Source organism: Nonomuraea sp. NPDC023979 (assembly GCF_040639085.1).
In the GTDB taxonomy this organism is placed as follows: Bacteria; Actinomycetota; Actinomycetes; order Streptosporangiales; family Streptosporangiaceae; genus Nonomuraea; species Nonomuraea ceibae.
This window is the reverse complement of the sequence record NZ_JBEZZG010000026.1, coordinates 43182-59201: the sequence shown is the minus strand read 5'-3', so window position 1 is coordinate 59201 and position 16020 is coordinate 43182. Positions and strand designations below refer to the sequence as shown.

Sequence of the window (16020 nt, the reverse complement as noted above, 5' to 3'; positions counted from 1 at the left end):
CCAGGCCGACATCAGCGCAGCAGACCGGCCATCCAGTCCTCCACCTCGTCGGGGTGGCGGGGCAGCGCGCCGGACATCAGGCGGGCGCCGTCGGCCGTGATGACCAGGTCGTCCTCGATCCGCACGCCCAGGCCGCGGAACTCCTCCGGCAGGGTGAGATCGTCCGGCTGCAGGTACAGGCCGGGCTCGACGGTGAGCACCTGGCCCTCCTCCAGGACGCCGTCGAGATAGACCTCGGCGCGCGCCCTGGCGCAGTCGTGCACGTCCAGGCCGAGCATGTGGCCGCTGCTGCACAGCGTGTAGCGGCGGTACAGGCCCGTCTCCATGAGCGTGTCGGGCGACTCCTTGAGCAGGCCCCACTCGTTCAGCCCCTCGCAGATGACGCGCATGGCCGCCTGGTTGGAAGTCGCGGAAGCGGGCGCCGGGCCGCAGCGTGGCGATCGCGGCTGCCTGCGCCTCGTACACCAGCTCGTACACCTGCCGCTGCACCGGCCCGAACCGGCCCGACAGCGGCAGCGTGCGGGTGACGTCGGCGGTGTAGAGCGTGTCGGACTCCACGCCCGCGTCGAGCAGCAGCAGGTGCGCCGGGTCGAGCGGGCCGTCGTTGCGGATCCAGTGCAGCACGCAGGCGTGCGCCCCCGAGGCCACGATGCTGTCGTAGCCGGTCGCGTTGCCCTCCAGCCGCGAGCGCAGCCCGAACACGCCCTCCAGATAGCGCTCGCCGCGCGGGTGGCCGAGCGCCGCGGGCAGGGCGCGCACCACGTCCTCGAAGCCGCGCGCGGTGGCGTCGACCGCCCCCTGCAGCTCGCCGACCTCCCACTCGTCCTTGATCAGCCGCATCTCCGACAGGAAGCTCTCGAACTCGGCGTCGCCGTCGCCGGGCGCCACCATCGCGTCCACCGCCGCGTCCACGCCGCGCAGCACCCGCGCCGAGCCCTTCAGGTCCAGCTCGCGGATGTGCGCGCAGTCCACCTGGTACAGCTCCGACGCCTCGGCCAGGTCCGGCCTGCGGCCCACCCAGAACTCGCCGTAGCGGCGGTCGCGGTAGAACTCCTCGCCCTCCTCGCGGGGCGAGCGCGGCCTGACGTACAGCCGCGCCTCGCCGGACGGCTCGATCACGAGCACGTCGTCGGGCTCGCCCGCGCCCGTCAGGTACGCGTACGCGCTGTGCGGGCGGAAGCGGTAGTCGCTGTCGTTGCTGCGGACCTTGAGCCGCCCCGATGGCACCACCAGCCGCTCCCCGGGGAACCGGCTCGCCAGCGCCGCCCGCCGCTTGGCCGCCCACGGCGCGACCGGCAGCGCCGTGACGTCCGTGCGCCGGGTGTCGGCCCACCCGGTCCGCATGAACGCGGCCAGCTCCCCGGTGATCGGCAGGTCGTGGCTCCCGGTGTTGAGCGGCTCGTTCATCAGGTGTCTCTCCGCAGGTGGATCGTGATTATCCCGGACTTTCGGTACGGCAGCTTACGTGACTCCTTGACGGGCTCCCACCCGGTTGCTTGCCTGGGACGACAAGCGCTTAACCGGGTGCCCGCCGGGGTAACTCAGAGCCGAGGTGGTGCAGATGCTCATCGGGACGATCCTGCGCGGCAAGGGAAGCGGCGTCACGACGGTGGCGCCGGAGGCCACCGTCCGCGACCTGCTGGACAAGCTCGCCGAGCACAACATCGGCGCCGTCGTGGTCTCCGCCGACGGCGTGACCATCGACGGCATCGTGTCCGAACGCGACGTGGTGCGCCGCCTGCACGACCGGGGCGCCGCCATCCTCGCCGAGCCGGTGTCGTCGATCATGACGGCCGAGGTGCGCACCGTCGCGCCCGGCGACCGGGTCGACGAGCTGCGCAAGATCATGACCACGCACCGGGTGCGGCACATGCCCGTGGTCGAGGACGGCCGCCTGGTCGGCATCGTCAGCATCGGCGACGTGGTCAAGAGCGCGATCGAGGAGCTGGAGACCGAGAAGGCGTCGCTGGTGGACTATCTTCACCGCTGACCGGGGTGGGACCCTGGTCGGGTGATGTACGGGCCTCCCGAATACCCTCGCGCGTCCAGCAGCCCGACGATCATCCTGCTGGTGTCGGGGATGACCGGTGTGCTGGGGTTCCTGATCGGCTTCTTCGCCGGGCTCGGCTCGGGGGAGACGGCCGCCCCGCCCGCGCCCCGGGTCACGGTGACGGTCGAGGGGCCGACGGCCGAGCCGGTTCCCGCCCCGACGGCCACCGGCCAGCCGCCGGGCACCGAGGCTCCCGGCACGGGCGCGCCCGACACCGGGACGCCCGACATCGGCACGCCCGACACCGGCGCGCAGCCCCCGGGCACCGGCACGCCGCCCGTGACCGCCGGGCCCGGCGGCGGCAACGCCACGCTCCGCACCCTGGTCGTGGGCGTCGACATCCAGCCCGGCACCTACCGCACCACCGGCCCCGTCACCGCCTCCCAGAGCTGCTACTGGGCCCGGATGAAGGGCACCACCGCCTCGATCGCCGACGTGATCGACGCCGGCATGCCGACCGGCCCCGCCACCGTCACCGTCCTCGCTACGGACAAGTCGTTCCAGACCGGCGGCTGCGCCGAGTGGACCAAGGCGTGAAGCAGGTGTTTGCGGAGGCCACACCGCACGTAGGAGGATTCCCTCAGCCCACCTAGGAGGATGACATGTCGGTGTTGCGGAGCTTCGTGGACAGCGTACGGAACGGCTCGATCGAGGTGATCGACCTGACCGCGCCCCTCTCCTCGGACACGCCGATCCTCCAGCTCCCCGAGCCGTTCGGCAACACGATCCCGTTCCGCCTGGAGGAGATCAGCCGCTACGACGACCGCGGCCCCGCCTGGTACTGGAACGACATCCACACGGGTGAGCACACCGGCACCCACTTCGACGCCCCCGTCCACTGGGTCACCGCCCGCGACGGCCAGGACGTGTCCCAGGTGCCCGTGACGAGCCTGCTCGCCCCCGCCGTCGTCCTCGACTTCGCCGCCGAGGCCGCCAAGGACCCGGACTTCCTCCTCCAGGTCGACCACGTCAAGGAATGGGAACGCGCCAACGGCCCGCTCCCCGACGGCGGCTGGCTCCTCTACCGCACCGGCTGGGACTCCCGCTCCGGCGACCAGGCCGCGTTCCTCAACGCCGACGAGACCGGCCCGCACACGCCCGGCATCTCCGTCGAGTGCGCCCGCTGGCTGGCCGAGGAGACGCCCGTGCTCGGGCTCGGCGTCGAGACCGTCGGCACCGACGCGGGCGCCGCCCACTCCTTCGACCCCGCCTTCCCGTGCCACTCCTACCTGCTCGGAGCCGGCAAGTACGGCCTCACCCAGCTCCGCAACCTCGACCGGCTCCCGGTGACCGGCGCCGTCGTCGTCGCGCCGCCGCTGCCCATCCTCGGCGGCTCCGGCAGCCCCGTACGCGTGCTCGCCCTCGTCGAGCGCGGCGGCGGCGAGGCCGGGCAGGCGCGGTGACCGTCGCCGAGGCCGTCGGGCGGGCTCTGGCCGCCGCCGGGGCCCGCGTCGCGTTCGGGGTGGTCGGCAGCGGCAACTTCCACGTCACCAACGCCCTCGTACGGCACGGCGCGCGTTTCGTCGCGGCCCGCCACGAAGGCGGCGCCGCCACCATGGCCGACGCCTATGCCCGCACGAGCGGCCACGTCGGCGTCGTCACCGTCCATCAGGGGCCCGGGCTCACCAACGCGGTCACCGGCATCGCCGAGGCCGCCAAGAGCCGCACCCCGCTCGTCGTGCTGGCCGGCGAGGCCACCGACGCGCGCTCCAACTTCCACATCGACCAGGACGCCCTGGCCCGCTCCGTGGGCGCCGTCGCCCTGCGCGTCACCTCCCCGGCCACGGCCGTCGCCGAGGCCCTGGAGGCGTTCCGCCTGGCCCGCGACGACCGCCGCACCGTCCTGCTCAACCTTCCCCTGGACCTCCAGACCGCCGACACCGCAGCCAGTACGGAGTCCTCCCGCGTCGAAGGAGTCCCGGACCGTGGGGTGGCAGGGGGCGCCGCCCTTGAGGGGCCTGCCACCGGCCAGGGGGACCTTCGCGCGAGGGTGGAGGAGTTCGCGCGGTTGCTGCGGGAGGCGCGGCGGCCGGTGTTCGTGGCGGGGCGCGGGGCCAGGCGGGCGCGGGCCGAGGTGGAGGCGCTGGCCGGGCGGGCCGGGGCGCTGCTGGCGACCTCGGCGGTCGCCCGGGGCCTGTTCCGGGGCAGCCCGTGGGACCTGGACGTGAGCGGCGGGTTCGCCACGCCGCTGGCCGCCGAGCTGATCCGCGACGCCGACCTGGTGGTGGGCTGGGGGTGCGCGCTGAACATGTGGACCACCCGCCACGGCGCGCTCATCGGCCCGGACGCCACGGTCGTGCAGGTGGACCTGGAGCCCGAGGCCGTCGGCAGGCACGTCCGCGCGGACCTGGGGGTCGTCGGGGACGTGGCCGTGGTGGCGCGCGCGGCCGGGGACGCCCTCGCGGCCGGGCAGCCGTCCGCGGGCTACCGGTCGGCGGACGTGGCGCGGCGGATCCGGGAGGAGGGCCGGTGGCGGGACGTGCCGTACCGGGACGAGAGCGGCGGCGGCCGGATCGACCCGAGGACGCTCAGCATCGGCCTGGACGACCTGCTGCCCGCCGAGCGCACCGTGGTCACCGATTCCGGAAATTTCATGGGATATCCGGCGATGTTCATGGATGTCCCCGACGAGGCCGGGTTCTGCTTCACCCAGGCGTTCCAGGCCGTCGGGCTGGGCCTGGCCGGCGCGATCGGCGCGGCCGTGGCACGCCCGGACCGGCTGACGGTGGCGGCGCTCGGCGACGGCGGCGCCTGGATGGGCGCGGCCGAGCTGGAGACCGTCGTGCGGCTCGGCCTGCCGATGGTGGTCGTGGTGTACGACGACGAGGCCTACGGCGCGGAGGTGCACCACTTCGGGCCGGGCGGCGACCCGCTCGACACCGTGCGGTTCCCGCCGGCCGACCTGGCGGCGGTGGCGCGCGGGCACGGGTTCGCGGCGGTGACCGTGGGCGCGGCGGCGGACCTGGCCGGGGTGGCCGACTGGCTGAAGGGGCCGCGCGACCGGCCGCTGCTGGTGCACGCCCAGGTCACCCGGGAGCGCGCCTCCTGGTGGCTGGAGGAGGCGTTCCGGGGCCACTAGAGCTTGCGCTGGGTGCGGGCCTCCTCGGCGGCCGACAGCACGGTGGCCAGCGGCGCGCCGCCGCCCGCCGCGACGGCGGCGGCGATCGCGCCCTCCACGAACGGCACGTCGGCCAGCACCACCCGGCCCGGCTCCACCAGCAGCCTGGCGGTCAGCACCGAGCTGCCGAGGTCCGGGATGAGCACCACGCCGTCGCCCTCGTCGACCTGCTCGACGGCCTGGTCGATGAGGTCCACGCTGGTGCCGGTGCGGCCGTCGCCGGTGCCGCCGCACGCGGCGACCCGCACCCGGTCGCCGGCGATGCACCGGGCCAGCGAGGCCACCTCGGCGGCCAGCCCGGCGCTGTGCGAGATGAGGATGAGCCCGACCATCAGGACGCCACCGCCGCCAGCGCCGCCATGATGATCGCCGCCGAGGCCGCCCCGGGGTCCTCGTGGCCGACGCTGCGCTCGCCGAGATAGCTGGCGCGGCCCCGGCGGGCCCGCAGCGGGATCGTCGCCCGCGCCCCCTCCTCGGCCGCGCGGGCCGCCCGCTCGAACGCCTCCCGCGCCGCGATCTCCTCCTGTACGGCCCGGGTCAGCTCCCGGGAGGCGGGCACCAGCGCGTCCAGCATCGTCTTGTCGCCCTGCGCCGCCTTGCCCAGCCGTTCCACCGCCCGCACCCCCGACTCGAACGCCGCGGCGAACACGGCCAGCGTGACCGGCGAGTCCATGCTCTTGCCCATCTGCCGGAACGCCGACCCGTACAGGGGACCCGAGGCCCCGCCGACGCGGCGGATCAGTGTCGTGCCGGCGGACACCAGCGCCTGCACGGGCGTGGCGGGCGGCCACTCGGCGAACGCCTGCCGCACCTCGGTGAAGCCGCGGTCGAGGTTCGCGCCGTGGTCGGCGTCGCCGATGGCGGCGTCGAGCGCGGTGAGCCGGTCGCGCTGCAGCCGCACCAGCCGGCCCGCGTCCTCGAACCAGGCCAGGAAGAACGCCGTGTCCATCCCCTCGCCCGTCCCGCGGTCCATCAGCTCGCCCATCCCGCCCATCAGCGCCCCCAGCGCAGCCCCGGAGTCTCGACCGGTGCGTCCCAAAGGCGCGTCAGGTCGTCGTCGAGCCGGCACACGGTCACCGAGAAGCCCTGCATGTCCAGGCTCGTCACGTAGTTACCCACCAGCGAGCGCGTCACCCGTGCCCCCTTGCCCCGCACGAACGACTCCGCCTCGGCGAAGACCACGTACAGCTCCATCAGCGGGGTCGAGCCCATGCCGTTGACCATGACGAGCAGGTCGCCGCGCAGCGGCAGGTCGCCGTGGATCGCCTCCATCGCGATCGCGGCCAGCTCGCGCGCCGACACCAGCGGGACGCGGGCGCGGCCGGGCTCGCCGTGGATGCCGATGCCGAGCTCCACCTCGTCGCCGGGCAGGTCGAAGGTGGGCTTGCCGGCGGCGGGGGAGGTGCAGGAGGTGAGCGCGATCCCGAACGAACGGCTGCGCCCGTCCACCTCGGCGGCCACCCGGGCCACCTCGGCCAGCGGCGCGCCCTCCTCGGCCAGCGCCCCGGCGATCTTCTCCACGAACACCGTGGCCCCGGTGCCGCGCCGCCCGGCGGTGTAGAGGGAGTCCTGCACGGCCACGTCGTCGTCGACGATCACCTTCGCCACCTCGACGCCCGCGCACAGCTCGGCGGCCATCTCGAAGTTGAGCACGTCGCCGGTGTAGTTCTTGACGACGTGGAGCACCCCGGCGCCGCCGTCGACGGCCCTGGTGGCGTCGAGGATCTGGTCGGGCACCGGCGAGGTGAAGACGTCGCCGGGGCAGGCGGCGTCCAGCATGCCGTGGCCGACGAAGCCGGCGTGCAGCGGCTCGTGGCCGGAGCCGCCGCCGGAGACCAGCGCCACCTTCCCCGGCCTCGGCGCGTCGGCCCGGTAGACCACGCGGTCGCGCACCCGCAGGGACGGGTGGGCCGCGGCCAGGCCGTTCAGCGCGTCCTCAACCACGGACTCGGCCGTGTTGATGAGCTTCTTCATGGTGAGAACATCTGCCCGTTATGACGCCCTGGCAAGCACCCCGGCGTGGAGGGCCGGCCGGGTAGGCTACCGTCTGCACATGGCTGAGATCGTGTACCCGCCGGTGATCGCCGCCGCGCGGACCCTCTTTCGCGTGCTCGACTACCGCTTCCACTTGGAGGGCACCGACAACGTGCCGCGTTCCGGCGGCGCGGTGCTGGTGAGCAACCACATCAGCTATCTGGACTTCATCTTCGCCGGGTTCGGCGCGCTGCCGTCCAAGCGGCTGGTGCGGTTCATGGCCAAGCAGGACGTGTTCGACCACCGGATCTCCGGGCCGCTGATGCGCGGCATGCACCACATCCCGGTCGACCGGGGGGCGGGCGCGGGCTCCTACGCGACGGCGCTGCGCATGCTGAAGGCCGGCGAGGTGGTGGGCGTGTTCGCCGAGGCCACGATCAGCCGGTCGTTCACCGTCAAGGAGATCAAGAACGGCGCGATCCGGATGGCGCAGGCGACCAAGGTCCCGGTGATCCCGGTGGCGCTGTGGGGCAGCCAGCGGCTGTGGACCAAGGGCAGGAAGAAGCAGCTCCTCCAGCGGCACGTGCCGATCACGATCCTGGTGGGCGAGCCGATGCACCCCAAGCGCGGCGAGGACGTCAACGAGCACGCGGCCGACCTGCGCGAGCGGCTGACGGCGCTGGTCGACCGGGCGCAGCGCACCTACCCGGAGATCCCGCCGGGCGTGTGGTGGCAGCCGGCGCACCTGGGCGGCACCGCGCCGACCCCGGAGGAGGCCGCCGCGATGGACGCCGCCGAGGCCGAGGCCAGGGCCGCCAAGCGGGAGGACTAGATCGCCGCCTGATAGCTGCTGGCGCGCATGCCCGCCAGCAGCCCCGCGGTCTGCTCCGGGGTGAAGCGGCGCACGGGGTCGTGGTGCAGCAGGCCCTCGATGAGCGGGCGCATCACGCCGGCCCGGCGCGGCGGCGGGAACCGGCCGCTGCGGGCCATGCCGAGCACGGTCGCGGCGTCCTGCCCCGGGTAGGGCGGCTGGCCCTCGATGGCGCTGTAGAGGGTGGCGCCGAACGACCACATGTCGGCCTCCTTGCTGGCCGGGCCGCCGTAGAGCCGCTCGGGGGCCATGAACGCGGGGGTGCCGCGCAGCCGCCGCGAGGTCGTCATGCGGATGTCACCCTCGGCGGTCGCTATGCCGAAGTCGCTCAGCACGACCCGCTCGCCCGTCAGCATGACGTTGGCGGGCTTGACGTCACGGTGCAGCACGCCGGCCTGGTGCGCGGTGCGCAGCGCGGCGAGCAGGTGCTGGCCGATGGCCGCCACCGACTGCGCCGGCAGCGTGCCGACCTGCGACAGGAGCTGGTGCAGCGACAGCCCGTCGAGGTACTCCATCACGATCCAGAGCTTGCCGCCCTCTTCCATGAGGTCGTGGACCGTGACGATGTTGGGGTGGCTGAGCCGGGCCGCCATCCTCGCCTCGCGAAGGACACGACGGCGCACCATCTCGGCCTCGCCGGCGAGCGTCAGCTCCTTGAGCGCCACCTCACGGTGCAGAAGCTGATCGAACGCGCGCCAGACGACGCCCATGCCCCCACGACCGGCCTCCTCGTTCAGGAGGTACCGTCCGCCGATCTCCCGCCGCATACCATCCCCTCTTTGACAGGGGTAATCATGTCATCTCTGCGCGCAGCTTTGGGTGCCTAACGTGATCTGGATATGTCGGGAATCGTAGCTTGGCTGGTCAACGGCGCGGAAATTCGCCCGCGAACGACACGCCAGAGCAGGCCGACGGCCACGAGCGACAGCACGACGGACCCGCCGAACACCGCGGGCAGCCCGGCCGCCTCGCCCAGGACGCCGCCGAGCGCGGCCCCGACGGGCATCCCGCCCATGCCGATCAGCCGGTAGGCGGCGTTCACCCGGCCCAGCAGCTCGGTGGGGATCAGCCGCTGCCGGGTGGAGATGACGAGCACGTTGGACACCGCGCTGGAGATGCCCCACAGCAGCGCCGTCGGGTAGAGCAGCCAGGTGACGGGCACGAACAGCGGCACCAGGTGCAGCAGGGTGTTGAGCAGCCACATGCCGATCAGCGTCCGGCCCTCGCCGAGCACCCCGGAGATCCGCTCCGACACCAGTGCCCCGGCCGCCGCCCCGGCGGCGAACACGGTCAGCATGAGCCCGTAGCCGCTCGGCTCCAGCCCGAACCGCGACTCCTCGCCGACCAGCCACAGCACGAACACCCCCCAGTAGGCGGCGGTGGCGAAGTTCAGCGTCCCGGCGGTCAGGGCCAGCGCCCGCAGGAACCGCTGCGACCACAGCCAGCGCAGCGCCTCGGCGATCTCCCCGGCCATGGGCCGCCGGGCGCCCGCCGGCTGGTAGGAGCCCCGCATGCCCAGCAGGAGCAGCCCGGCCGCGGCGTACAGGAGGCCGGGCCCGCCGAAGACGGCGGCGGGCAGGAGGGTGACGAGGACGCCCGCGAGCGGGGAGCCGGCGAACTCGTTGCCGATCATCTGGGCGCTCTGCAGCCGCCCGTTGGCCCGCGTGAGGGCCTGGGGCTCGACCGCCATCGGCAGCACGGACTGCGCGGAGGTGTCGGCGAGCACCTCGGCCACGCTCGCCAGCAGCACGGCGGCCAGCATGACCCAGAGGTTCATCAGCCCGAGCACGGCCAGCGCGCCGGCGGCCACGAGGACGCCCGCGCGCAGCGCGTTCGCCGTCACCATGATCCGCCGCCGGTCCAGCCGGTCGGCCAGCGCCCCGGCGGGCAGCGCGAACAGCAGCCACGGCAGCGTGGTGGCCGCGCCGACGAGCGCCACCTGCGCGGGGGAGCGGGTGAACGACACCGCCAGCAGCGGCGCGCCCACCTTCAGCACGCCGTCGGCCAGGTTCGACAGCGTGGCCGACGACAACAGGAAGCCGAACGATCGATTCACCGGGGCACTCCGATAGTGTGTAAGGAAAAGTGTGCAAATGAACCTTTGCAAAGATAGGTGTGCACAGTGATGTCCCGCAAGAGCCCTTCCGCGCGGAAACTCGACGCGAGCGCGCTCAAGTCCTTCGCCCATCCCCTCCGCCTGCGCCTGTACGAGCTGCTGGACGAGCACGGCCCCTCCACCGCCACCCGGCTCGCCGCCCTCGTGACGCAGAACACCGGCGCCACCAGCTACCACCTGCGCGAGCTGGCCAGGCACGGGATGATCGAGATCGCCCCCGAGCTGGGCCGAGGCAAGGAGAAGTACTGGCGGGTGGTGCCCGGCGGCTTCTCCTACGGCGACCCGCCCGGCGACCCCGAGACGGCCGGCGCGCTGGAGTTCCTCCTCGACGACCTCGTCCGGCGGCGCGGCGCCGAGCTGGCCCGGTGGCGCGAGGAGGAGCCGCGCACCCCCAAGGAGTGGGTAGAGGCCAGCGTCCTCGGCCGCCGCTCCCTGCGCCTGACCCCCGACGAGACGCGCGACCTGCGCGACGAGGTGTTCGAGGTGATGGAACGCTACCGGGCCCGCTCCGACAGCCGCTCCCACGACGCCCCCGGCACCGGGCACGTCGTCATCCACTTCGACGTCCTGCCCACAGGCATGACGGACTCCTAGGGGCCGCCCTCATCACTTCCGCGCATACCGGTGAACGCGCCGGGGACGGCCTGCGTACCTCCTGCCGACCAGCGAGAACCGGAAGGGGATGAGGGCACGTGCGACCCCGACGCGGCCGTACCCTGCTCGCCGCCTGCTGTGCCGCCTGGTGTGCCGCCGCGCTGCTGACCGGCTGCGGCGGGCAGGCGGCCCTGCCCAGCGCCGACACGGCCCGGGTGGCGGACCTCCTGGAGACCGACATCCCGGAGGAGAGCCTGGCCCCGCCCGCCACCAGCCTCACCGACCCCACCGGCGCTCCCGCCCCCACCGGCGCTCCCACCGGCGCCCCCGCCGCCTCGCCCGCGCCCGGCCGGCGTGACGACCTCACCTGGCCCACCGAGTCCGGCCCGCTGTCGCCCGCCGACCGCGACCTGATCAAGAAGGTACGGCTGGCCACGCTCTGGGAGATGACGATCGCGCAGGAGGCCGTCCAGCGCGGCGCCAGCGCCAAGGTGCGCACGATCAGCGCCGAGATCGCCGAACAGCACCACGGGCTCGACGTCGAGGCCAGGGAGCTGGCCAAGCGGTTCGACATCCGGCTGCCGGTGGAGCCGACCGAGACGCAGCAGCGCTGGATGGCCGACATCTCCGGCAGGTCGGGCCGCGACTACGACGTCACGTTCGTGAAGTGGCTGCGGCTGGCGCACGGGCAGATCTTCGGGCTCATCGGCGCCGTACGCGGCAGCACCCAGAACACGCTCGTCCGCAAGTTCGCCGAGACCTGCAACGCGGCGGTGCTCAACCACCAGCGCCTGCTGGAGAGCACCGGCCTGACCGGCCCCGAGTCCTTCCCCAGCCCCCCGCCCGTCTGAACGGCCACCGCCCGCTCGATTGTGAAAGTAGACTCTCAATTAAGAGACTGCACTCACAAGGAGCCGTCATGACCGATCTGCCCACCCGCCGCACCCCTGGATGCCCGTTCGACCCGCCCGCCGCCCTCTCCGACCGGCCCGCCGTCGGCCCCCTCACCTTCCCCGACGGCCACCGGGGCTGGCTGGTGACCGCGTACGAGCCCGCCCGCGCCGTCCTGGCCGACCCGCGCTTCAGCGTGCGCGCCGACCTCAGGCACTCGCCGCTGCCCCGCCCCAACGTCCGGCCCCGGAGCGCCGACGGCACCGCCCCGCCCGGCTGGTTCGGCGGCATGGACCCGCCCGCCCACAGCCGCTACCGGCGACTGCTCGCCGGCAGCTTCACCGTCCAGCGGATGCGGCGCCTGGAGCCGCGCGTCGCCGAGATCGCCGCCCGCCGCCTCGACGCCATGGCCGCCGAAGGCCCGCCCGCCGACCTCGTCCAGGCGTACGCGCTGCCGATCCCGTCCCTGGTCATCTGCGAGCTGCTCGGCGTCCCTTACGACGACCACGCCTTCTTCCAGGAGCACTCAGCCGTCGCCCTGGACCTGGCCAGCTCCGAGGAGCGGGCCACGGCGTCGGTCGGCGAGCTCGCCGGCTACCTGGCCGGGCTCGTCCGCCGCCACCGCGCCCGCCCCGGTGACGACCTGCTCGGCGAGCTCGTCACCCGGAGCGACCTGACCGACGAGGAGCTCACCAACATCGCCCTGACGCTCCTGGTCGCCGGGCACGAGACCACCGCCGGCATGCTCGCCCTCGGCGTCTTCGCCCTCCTGCGGCACCCCGACCGGCTCGACGCGTTCCGCCGCGACCCGTCGCTCACCGAGACCGCCGTCGAGGAGCTGCTGCGCTACCTGACCGTGGTCCACCTGGGTGCCCCCGGCCGGGTGGCCCTGGAGGACGCCGAGGTGGGCGGCCGGACGGTCCGCGCGGGCGAGACCGTCGTGCTCGCCCTGCCCGCCGTCAACCGCGACCCGGCCCGCTTCCCCGACCCCGCCGTCCTGCGCCTGGACCGCGCCGAGGCCCGCCACCACCTGGCCTTCGGGCACGGCGTCCACCAGTGCCTGGGCCAGCAGCTCGCCCGCATCGAGATGCGCATCGGCTTCCGCGCGCTGTTCGACCGCTTCCCGGGGCTGCGCCTCGCGGTCGCGCCGGACGAGGTGCCGATGCGGGACACGGCGCTGGTGTACGGGGTGCGGCGGCTCCCGGTCGCCTGGTAGCCGCCGCCGGCCGCGGGGGCGCGACCTGAGGATGACCCCGGCGCGACCTGGTGACGATGTGCGCGGGGGCGGCGGGGCGGCACTCTGGGCCGGTGAACACCTCTCAACCAGGACACCGGCGTTCCGCCGTGCCCCTCGTGATCGTCGCCGCCTGGTCGGTGAGCTACCTGGTCCTCGGCCTCCTCTGGGCGTCCGGCGGGCCGGGATACCCCTTCGACGCGGGCGGGGAGGGCGTGGGCAACACGGTGCTCGACCCCCTCCCGGCGGCGGCCGGGGGCGGCGCGCTGGCGGGGGCGGCGCTCGTGGCGGGCGTCGTCGCCGCGCTCGCCGCCCGGGGGCCGCTCGCCCGGTCCGCCGCCGTCGTGGCCGTCGTGGCGGGCGCCGCGCTGGCGGTGCTCCTGCCCGACGTGCGCATCATGATGACCGCCGGCTACCTGCCGGTGATGCTCGTGGCCGTGCTCGCCGGGCAGGCCGAGTTCTCGCTGATCGTGTCCATGCTGACCTGGCCGACGGTCAACCTGCTGATCCTGATGGCGGCCGGCGTCGCCCTGATGGCGCTGGGAACGCGCACCCTGCTCGCGGGGGCCCAGCGCGCCGGTGGCGCGGATGGGGCGCTGCGGGCCGGGCGGTGGGCCGTCGCCGTCGCGGTCGCCGTCCCCGTCGTCTACGCGATCACCCGCGTCGGCTGGCTGCTGGGGATCCCCGTCGGCATCAGCGACGACTTCCTCGCGAGCATCGCCTCGATCACCCCGATCGGCGCGGGGCTCGCCACGCTCGGCCTGCTCGGCGCGGTCCTCACGCTCGGCCTGGTCCGGCCGTGGGGCGAGATCTGGCCGCGCTGGGTGCCGTTCCTGCGCGGCCGTCCGGTCCCGGCCCGCCTTCCCGCGTACGCGGCGCTGATCGTCGCCGTGCCCATCACGTCCGCCGGGCTGATGTACGTACGCAAGAAGCTCACGGGTGAGCAGGCCGGCCCGCCGGGAGCCGTCGACGAGCTGGGCGCCTGGCTGCCGGAGATGCTGTGGCCGCTGTGGGGCGCCGCCCTGGCCGTCGCCGGGCTCGCCTACCTGGCCCGGCGCCGCGACCCCGCCACCGCGATCCGGCCGCGCCGCCGACCATAATGGCGGGTGTGCGCGCGTCCCTGTCCCAGGCCGAGGCCGCGGTGGACTCGTTCCTCGGCCGGCACCGGCTGAGCGTCGACGCCGTGCTCGCCGTGCTGCTGGCCGTGCCGCTCGGCCTCGTCTCCTCCGGCCTGCTCCGGGCCTCCGACAGCCCGCTCTCCCAGCGCCTGCTGGCGGGCGCGGCGGTGCTGGTGGTGCACGCGTGCGTGATCCCGCGCCGCGTCCGCCCGCTCGCCGCGTACGGCGTGGCCGCCGCGGCGATGCTGCTGCTGGGGCTGCTGCCGCCCCTGCACGACCCGGCCGGCGCCTACTACCCGGCGGTGATGCTGCCCAGCTCGCTCGTCTTCGGGCTGCTCCTCTACACGGCGTCGGCCCGGCTCGGCCTGCGGCTCGGGCTGGCCTGCCTGGGCGTCGCCCTGGCCGGGGTGGTCGTGGTCCTGGCGCGGGTGTGGGCCCCGGCCTCGTGGGGCGGCTCGTCGGGCGGCTACGGCCTGGCCGCCTGGCGGACCGGGCTGTCGGCGGGCCTGGCCGCCGTGACCGCGTGCCTGTGGTGGCTGGGCCGCCTCAGCCGCGTGCGCGCGCTGTACGTGGCCGAGCTCCGGGCCAAGGCCGAGCGCGCCGAGGCCGACCGCGCGCGGGAGCGGGCCGAGGCGGCACGGGCCGAACGCGACCGGATCAGCCGCGAGATGCACGACGTGGTGTCCCATTCGCTCGCCGTCATGGTCAGCCAGGCCGAGGGCGGCCGGCTGTCCGATCCGGGCTCGCCCGGGGCCGCCGTGTTCGCCACCATCGCCGGTGTCGGCCGCGATGCCCTGCGTGACATGCGCGGCCTGCTGGGCGTGCTGCGCGCCGACGGCGGCACCGCGCCGCAGCCCGGCCTCGGCGACCTGCCCGCCCTGCTCGACCACGTGCGCACGACCGGCGTACGGCTGTCCGTGGCGGAGAGCGGCGAGCCGCGCCCGCTGCGGCCCGCCGCCGACCTGACCGCCTACCGCGTCGTGCAGGAGGCGCTGACCAACGTCATCAAGCACGCCGGGCCCGAGGCCACGGCGGAGCTGGCGCTGGCGTGGAGCCCCGGCGCGCTGCGCATCACCGTCCGGAACGCCGGCGGCGGGCGGGACGGCGGATCGGGCGCCGGGCCGGGCGGCGGATCGGGCGCCGGGCCGGGCGCCGGGCCGGACGGTGGCCCGGACGGCGGGGAGCTGGGCGCCGGGCTGACCGGGATGCGCGAACGCCTCCGCATGGTCGGCGGTGCCCTGGAAACCGGCGCGCGGCCCGGCGGCGGCTTCGAGCTGTCGGCCGTCGTCCCCTACGAGCCGAGGAGCCTCCCATCATCCGCATCATGATCGTCGACGACCAGGAGCTGCTGCGCCACGGCGTCACCATGGTGGTGCGCTCCCAGCCCGACATGGAGGTGGTCGCCGAGGCGGCCGACGGCGCGGAAGCCCTGGAGAGGCTGAAGGCGCTGCGCGTCGACGTGGTGGTGATGGACATCCGGATGCCCCGCATGGACGGCGTCACCGCCACCCGGGAGATCCAGCGGCTGGCCGACCCGCCCAGGGTGCTGGCGCTGACCACGTTCGACCTCGACGAGCACGCGCTGGCCGCGCTGCGGGCGGGCGCGAGCGGGTTCATGCTGAAGGACGCCCCCGGCGAGGAGATCATCGCGGCCATCCGGCACGTGCACCGGGGCGACGCGATCATCGCGCCCGCCACGACCCGGCGCCTCGTCGGCAGGCTGGTCGCCCCGGGCGGCGGCGATCCCGAGGCCCTGCTGGGCGCCCTCACGCAGCGCGAGCGCGAGGTCTTCCTCGGCCTGGCCAGGGGCGCCTCCAACGCCGAGATCGGCGCCGAGCTGTTCCTGTCGGAGGCCACGGTCAAGACGCACGTCGGCCGCATCCTGACGAAGTTCGGGCTGCGTGACCGGGTGCAGGCGGTGGTCCTGGCCTACGAGTCGGGCGTCGTCACCCCGGGCGACCGCCGCCCGTAGCCGCCCGTACCCGGGGAGCCGCCCGGGCACGGGGAGCCGTCGCGCCGGGGGAGCCGTCGCGCCGGGGAGCGGCCGTGCCCGG

General features: G+C 74.5%; 18 protein-coding genes and 1 pseudogene. 12 read left to right on the top strand and 7 right to left on the bottom strand.

What is annotated here, in order from left to right; all coding sequences use genetic code 11:
* Positions 1-11 precede the first annotated feature (11 nt).
* Entirely contained in the window at positions 12-389 is a 378-nt protein-coding gene (locus AB0G11_RS34510) for a M24 family metallopeptidase (protein ID WP_357590911.1), read from the bottom strand.
* 121 nt (positions 390-510) lie between these two features.
* Positions 511-1227, bottom strand: a pseudogene (locus AB0G11_RS34505) (aminopeptidase P family protein); the annotation flags it as partial.
* On the opposite strand from AB0G11_RS34505, the gene AB0G11_RS34500 reads away from it, so the two are divergent.
* The 5 genes from AB0G11_RS34500 to AB0G11_RS34480 all read left to right on the top strand — a co-directional run bounded on the left by AB0G11_RS34500 (position 1208) and on the right by AB0G11_RS34480 (position 5129).
* Complete coding sequence (locus AB0G11_RS34500) at positions 1208-1435, top strand: hypothetical protein (RefSeq protein ID WP_357590910.1); 228 nt, start codon at positions 1208-1210, stop codon at positions 1433-1435. The pseudogene AB0G11_RS34505 and the gene AB0G11_RS34500 sit on opposite strands and share 20 nt — an antisense overlap.
* Positions 1436-1561: 126 nt before the next feature.
* On the top strand, positions 1562-1990 hold the full coding sequence (locus AB0G11_RS34495; RefSeq protein WP_219513364.1) for a CBS domain-containing protein: 429 nt from the start codon (positions 1562-1564) through the stop codon (positions 1988-1990).
* Between the two features lie 21 nt (positions 1991-2011).
* Positions 2012-2587 carry a hypothetical protein gene (locus AB0G11_RS34490; RefSeq protein ID WP_357590908.1) on the top strand — a complete coding sequence of 192 codons (576 nt, stop codon included), beginning with the start codon at positions 2012-2014 and terminating at the stop codon, positions 2585-2587.
* A gap of 65 nt (positions 2588-2652) precedes the next feature.
* Positions 2653-3453, top strand: a complete 801-nt coding sequence (locus tag AB0G11_RS34485; protein WP_219513361.1) for a cyclase family protein — start codon at positions 2653-2655, stop codon at positions 3451-3453.
* Positions 3450-5129, top strand: a complete 1680-nt coding sequence (locus tag AB0G11_RS34480; protein WP_357590906.1) for a thiamine pyrophosphate-binding protein — start codon at positions 3450-3452, stop codon at positions 5127-5129. The genes AB0G11_RS34485 and AB0G11_RS34480 overlap by 4 nt, the downstream gene beginning before the upstream one ends.
* Here AB0G11_RS34480 and dhaM read toward each other — a convergent pair.
* Genes dhaM through dhaK form a run of 3 tightly spaced genes read right to left on the bottom strand, consistent with a single transcriptional unit; the run spans position 5126 to position 7142 of the window.
* Entirely contained in the window at positions 5126-5500 is a 375-nt protein-coding gene (gene dhaM / locus AB0G11_RS34475; protein WP_219513355.1) for a dihydroxyacetone kinase phosphoryl donor subunit DhaM, read from the bottom strand. The two genes, AB0G11_RS34480 and dhaM, sit on opposite strands and share 4 nt — an antisense overlap.
* Complete coding sequence (gene dhaL / locus AB0G11_RS34470) at positions 5500-6162, bottom strand: dihydroxyacetone kinase subunit DhaL (RefSeq protein WP_357590904.1); 663 nt, start codon at positions 6160-6162, stop codon at positions 5500-5502. Before dhaL ends, dhaM begins: the two co-directional genes overlap by 1 nt.
* On the bottom strand, positions 6162-7142 hold the full coding sequence (gene dhaK, locus AB0G11_RS34465) for a dihydroxyacetone kinase subunit DhaK (RefSeq protein WP_357590902.1): 981 nt from the start codon (positions 7140-7142) through the stop codon (positions 6162-6164). Before dhaK ends, dhaL begins: the two co-directional genes overlap by 1 nt.
* 79 nt (positions 7143-7221) lie before the next feature.
* Between dhaK and AB0G11_RS34460 the strand changes: the two genes are divergently transcribed.
* On the top strand, positions 7222-7974 hold the full coding sequence (locus tag AB0G11_RS34460) for a lysophospholipid acyltransferase family protein (RefSeq protein ID WP_219513352.1): 753 nt from the start codon (positions 7222-7224) through the stop codon (positions 7972-7974).
* On the opposite strand, the gene AB0G11_RS34455 is transcribed toward AB0G11_RS34460, so the two are convergent.
* Both AB0G11_RS34455 and AB0G11_RS34450 read right to left on the bottom strand, forming a co-directional pair.
* Entirely contained in the window at positions 7971-8780 is an 810-nt protein-coding gene (locus AB0G11_RS34455; RefSeq protein ID WP_219513351.1) for a serine/threonine-protein kinase, read from the bottom strand. The genes AB0G11_RS34460 and AB0G11_RS34455 overlap by 4 nt on opposite strands.
* 56 nt (positions 8781-8836) lie before the next feature.
* Entirely contained in the window at positions 8837-10069 is a 1233-nt protein-coding gene (locus tag AB0G11_RS34450) for an MFS transporter (protein ID WP_219513350.1), read from the bottom strand.
* 69 nt (positions 10070-10138) lie between these two features.
* On the opposite strand from AB0G11_RS34450, the gene AB0G11_RS34445 reads away from it, so the two are divergent.
* The 6 genes from AB0G11_RS34445 (at position 10139) to AB0G11_RS34420 (ending at position 15938) form a co-directional block, all read left to right on the top strand.
* Positions 10139-10723 (top strand): helix-turn-helix domain-containing protein, encoded by a 585-nt coding sequence (locus AB0G11_RS34445; protein WP_219513349.1) that lies wholly within the window; start codon positions 10139-10141, stop codon positions 10721-10723.
* Positions 10724-10821: 98 nt separating this feature from the next.
* Positions 10822-11574 (top strand): DUF4142 domain-containing protein, encoded by a 753-nt coding sequence (locus AB0G11_RS34440; protein ID WP_357590900.1) that lies wholly within the window; start codon positions 10822-10824, stop codon positions 11572-11574.
* Positions 11575-11642: 68 nt separating this feature from the next.
* Entirely contained in the window at positions 11643-12830 is a 1188-nt protein-coding gene (locus AB0G11_RS34435) for a cytochrome P450 (RefSeq protein ID WP_357590898.1), read from the top strand.
* 128 nt (positions 12831-12958) lie between these two features.
* A complete protein-coding gene (locus tag AB0G11_RS34430) occupies positions 12959-13948 on the top strand; it encodes a hypothetical protein (protein WP_357590896.1) in 990 nt (329 codons plus the stop codon).
* 8 nt (positions 13949-13956) lie between these two features.
* Positions 13957-15294: a histidine kinase gene (locus AB0G11_RS34425; RefSeq protein ID WP_357590894.1), complete on the top strand. Its 1338-nt coding sequence runs from the start codon at positions 13957-13959 to the stop codon at positions 15292-15294.
* Positions 15291-15938, top strand: coding sequence for a response regulator transcription factor (locus AB0G11_RS34420; RefSeq protein ID WP_219513319.1), 648 nt, complete (start codon positions 15291-15293; stop codon positions 15936-15938). The genes AB0G11_RS34425 and AB0G11_RS34420 overlap by 4 nt, the downstream gene beginning before the upstream one ends.
* Positions 15939-16020 lie beyond the last annotated feature (82 nt).

Bases quoted from the DNA above. Each gene is read 5' to 3' on its own strand.
- AB0G11_RS34485 (WP_219513361.1), top strand. From the start codon at position 2,653: ATGTCGGTGTTGCGGAGCTTCGTGGACAGCGTACGGAACGGCTCGATC.
- dhaM (WP_219513355.1), bottom strand. From the start codon at position 5,500: ATGGTCGGGCTCATCCTCATCTCGCACAGCGCCGGGCTGGCCGCCGAG.
- AB0G11_RS34455 (WP_219513351.1), bottom strand. From the start codon at position 8,780: ATGCGGCGGGAGATCGGCGGACGGTACCTCCTGAACGAGGAGGCCGGT.
- AB0G11_RS34445 (WP_219513349.1), top strand. From the start codon at position 10,139: ATGTCCCGCAAGAGCCCTTCCGCGCGGAAACTCGACGCGAGCGCGCTC.
- AB0G11_RS34460 (WP_219513352.1), top strand. From the start codon at position 7,222: ATGGCTGAGATCGTGTACCCGCCGGTGATCGCCGCCGCGCGGACCCTC.
- AB0G11_RS34420 (WP_219513319.1), top strand. From the start codon at position 15,291: ATGATCGTCGACGACCAGGAGCTGCTGCGCCACGGCGTCACCATGGTG.
- dhaL (WP_357590904.1), bottom strand. From the start codon at position 6,162: ATGGGCGGGATGGGCGAGCTGATGGACCGCGGGACGGGCGAGGGGATG.
- AB0G11_RS34435 (WP_357590898.1), top strand. From the start codon at position 11,643: ATGACCGATCTGCCCACCCGCCGCACCCCTGGATGCCCGTTCGACCCG.
- AB0G11_RS34510 (WP_357590911.1), bottom strand. From the start codon at position 389: ATGCGCGTCATCTGCGAGGGGCTGAACGAGTGGGGCCTGCTCAAGGAG.
- AB0G11_RS34495 (WP_219513364.1), top strand. From the start codon at position 1,562: ATGCTCATCGGGACGATCCTGCGCGGCAAGGGAAGCGGCGTCACGACG.
- dhaK (WP_357590902.1), bottom strand. From the start codon at position 7,142: ATGAAGAAGCTCATCAACACGGCCGAGTCCGTGGTTGAGGACGCGCTG.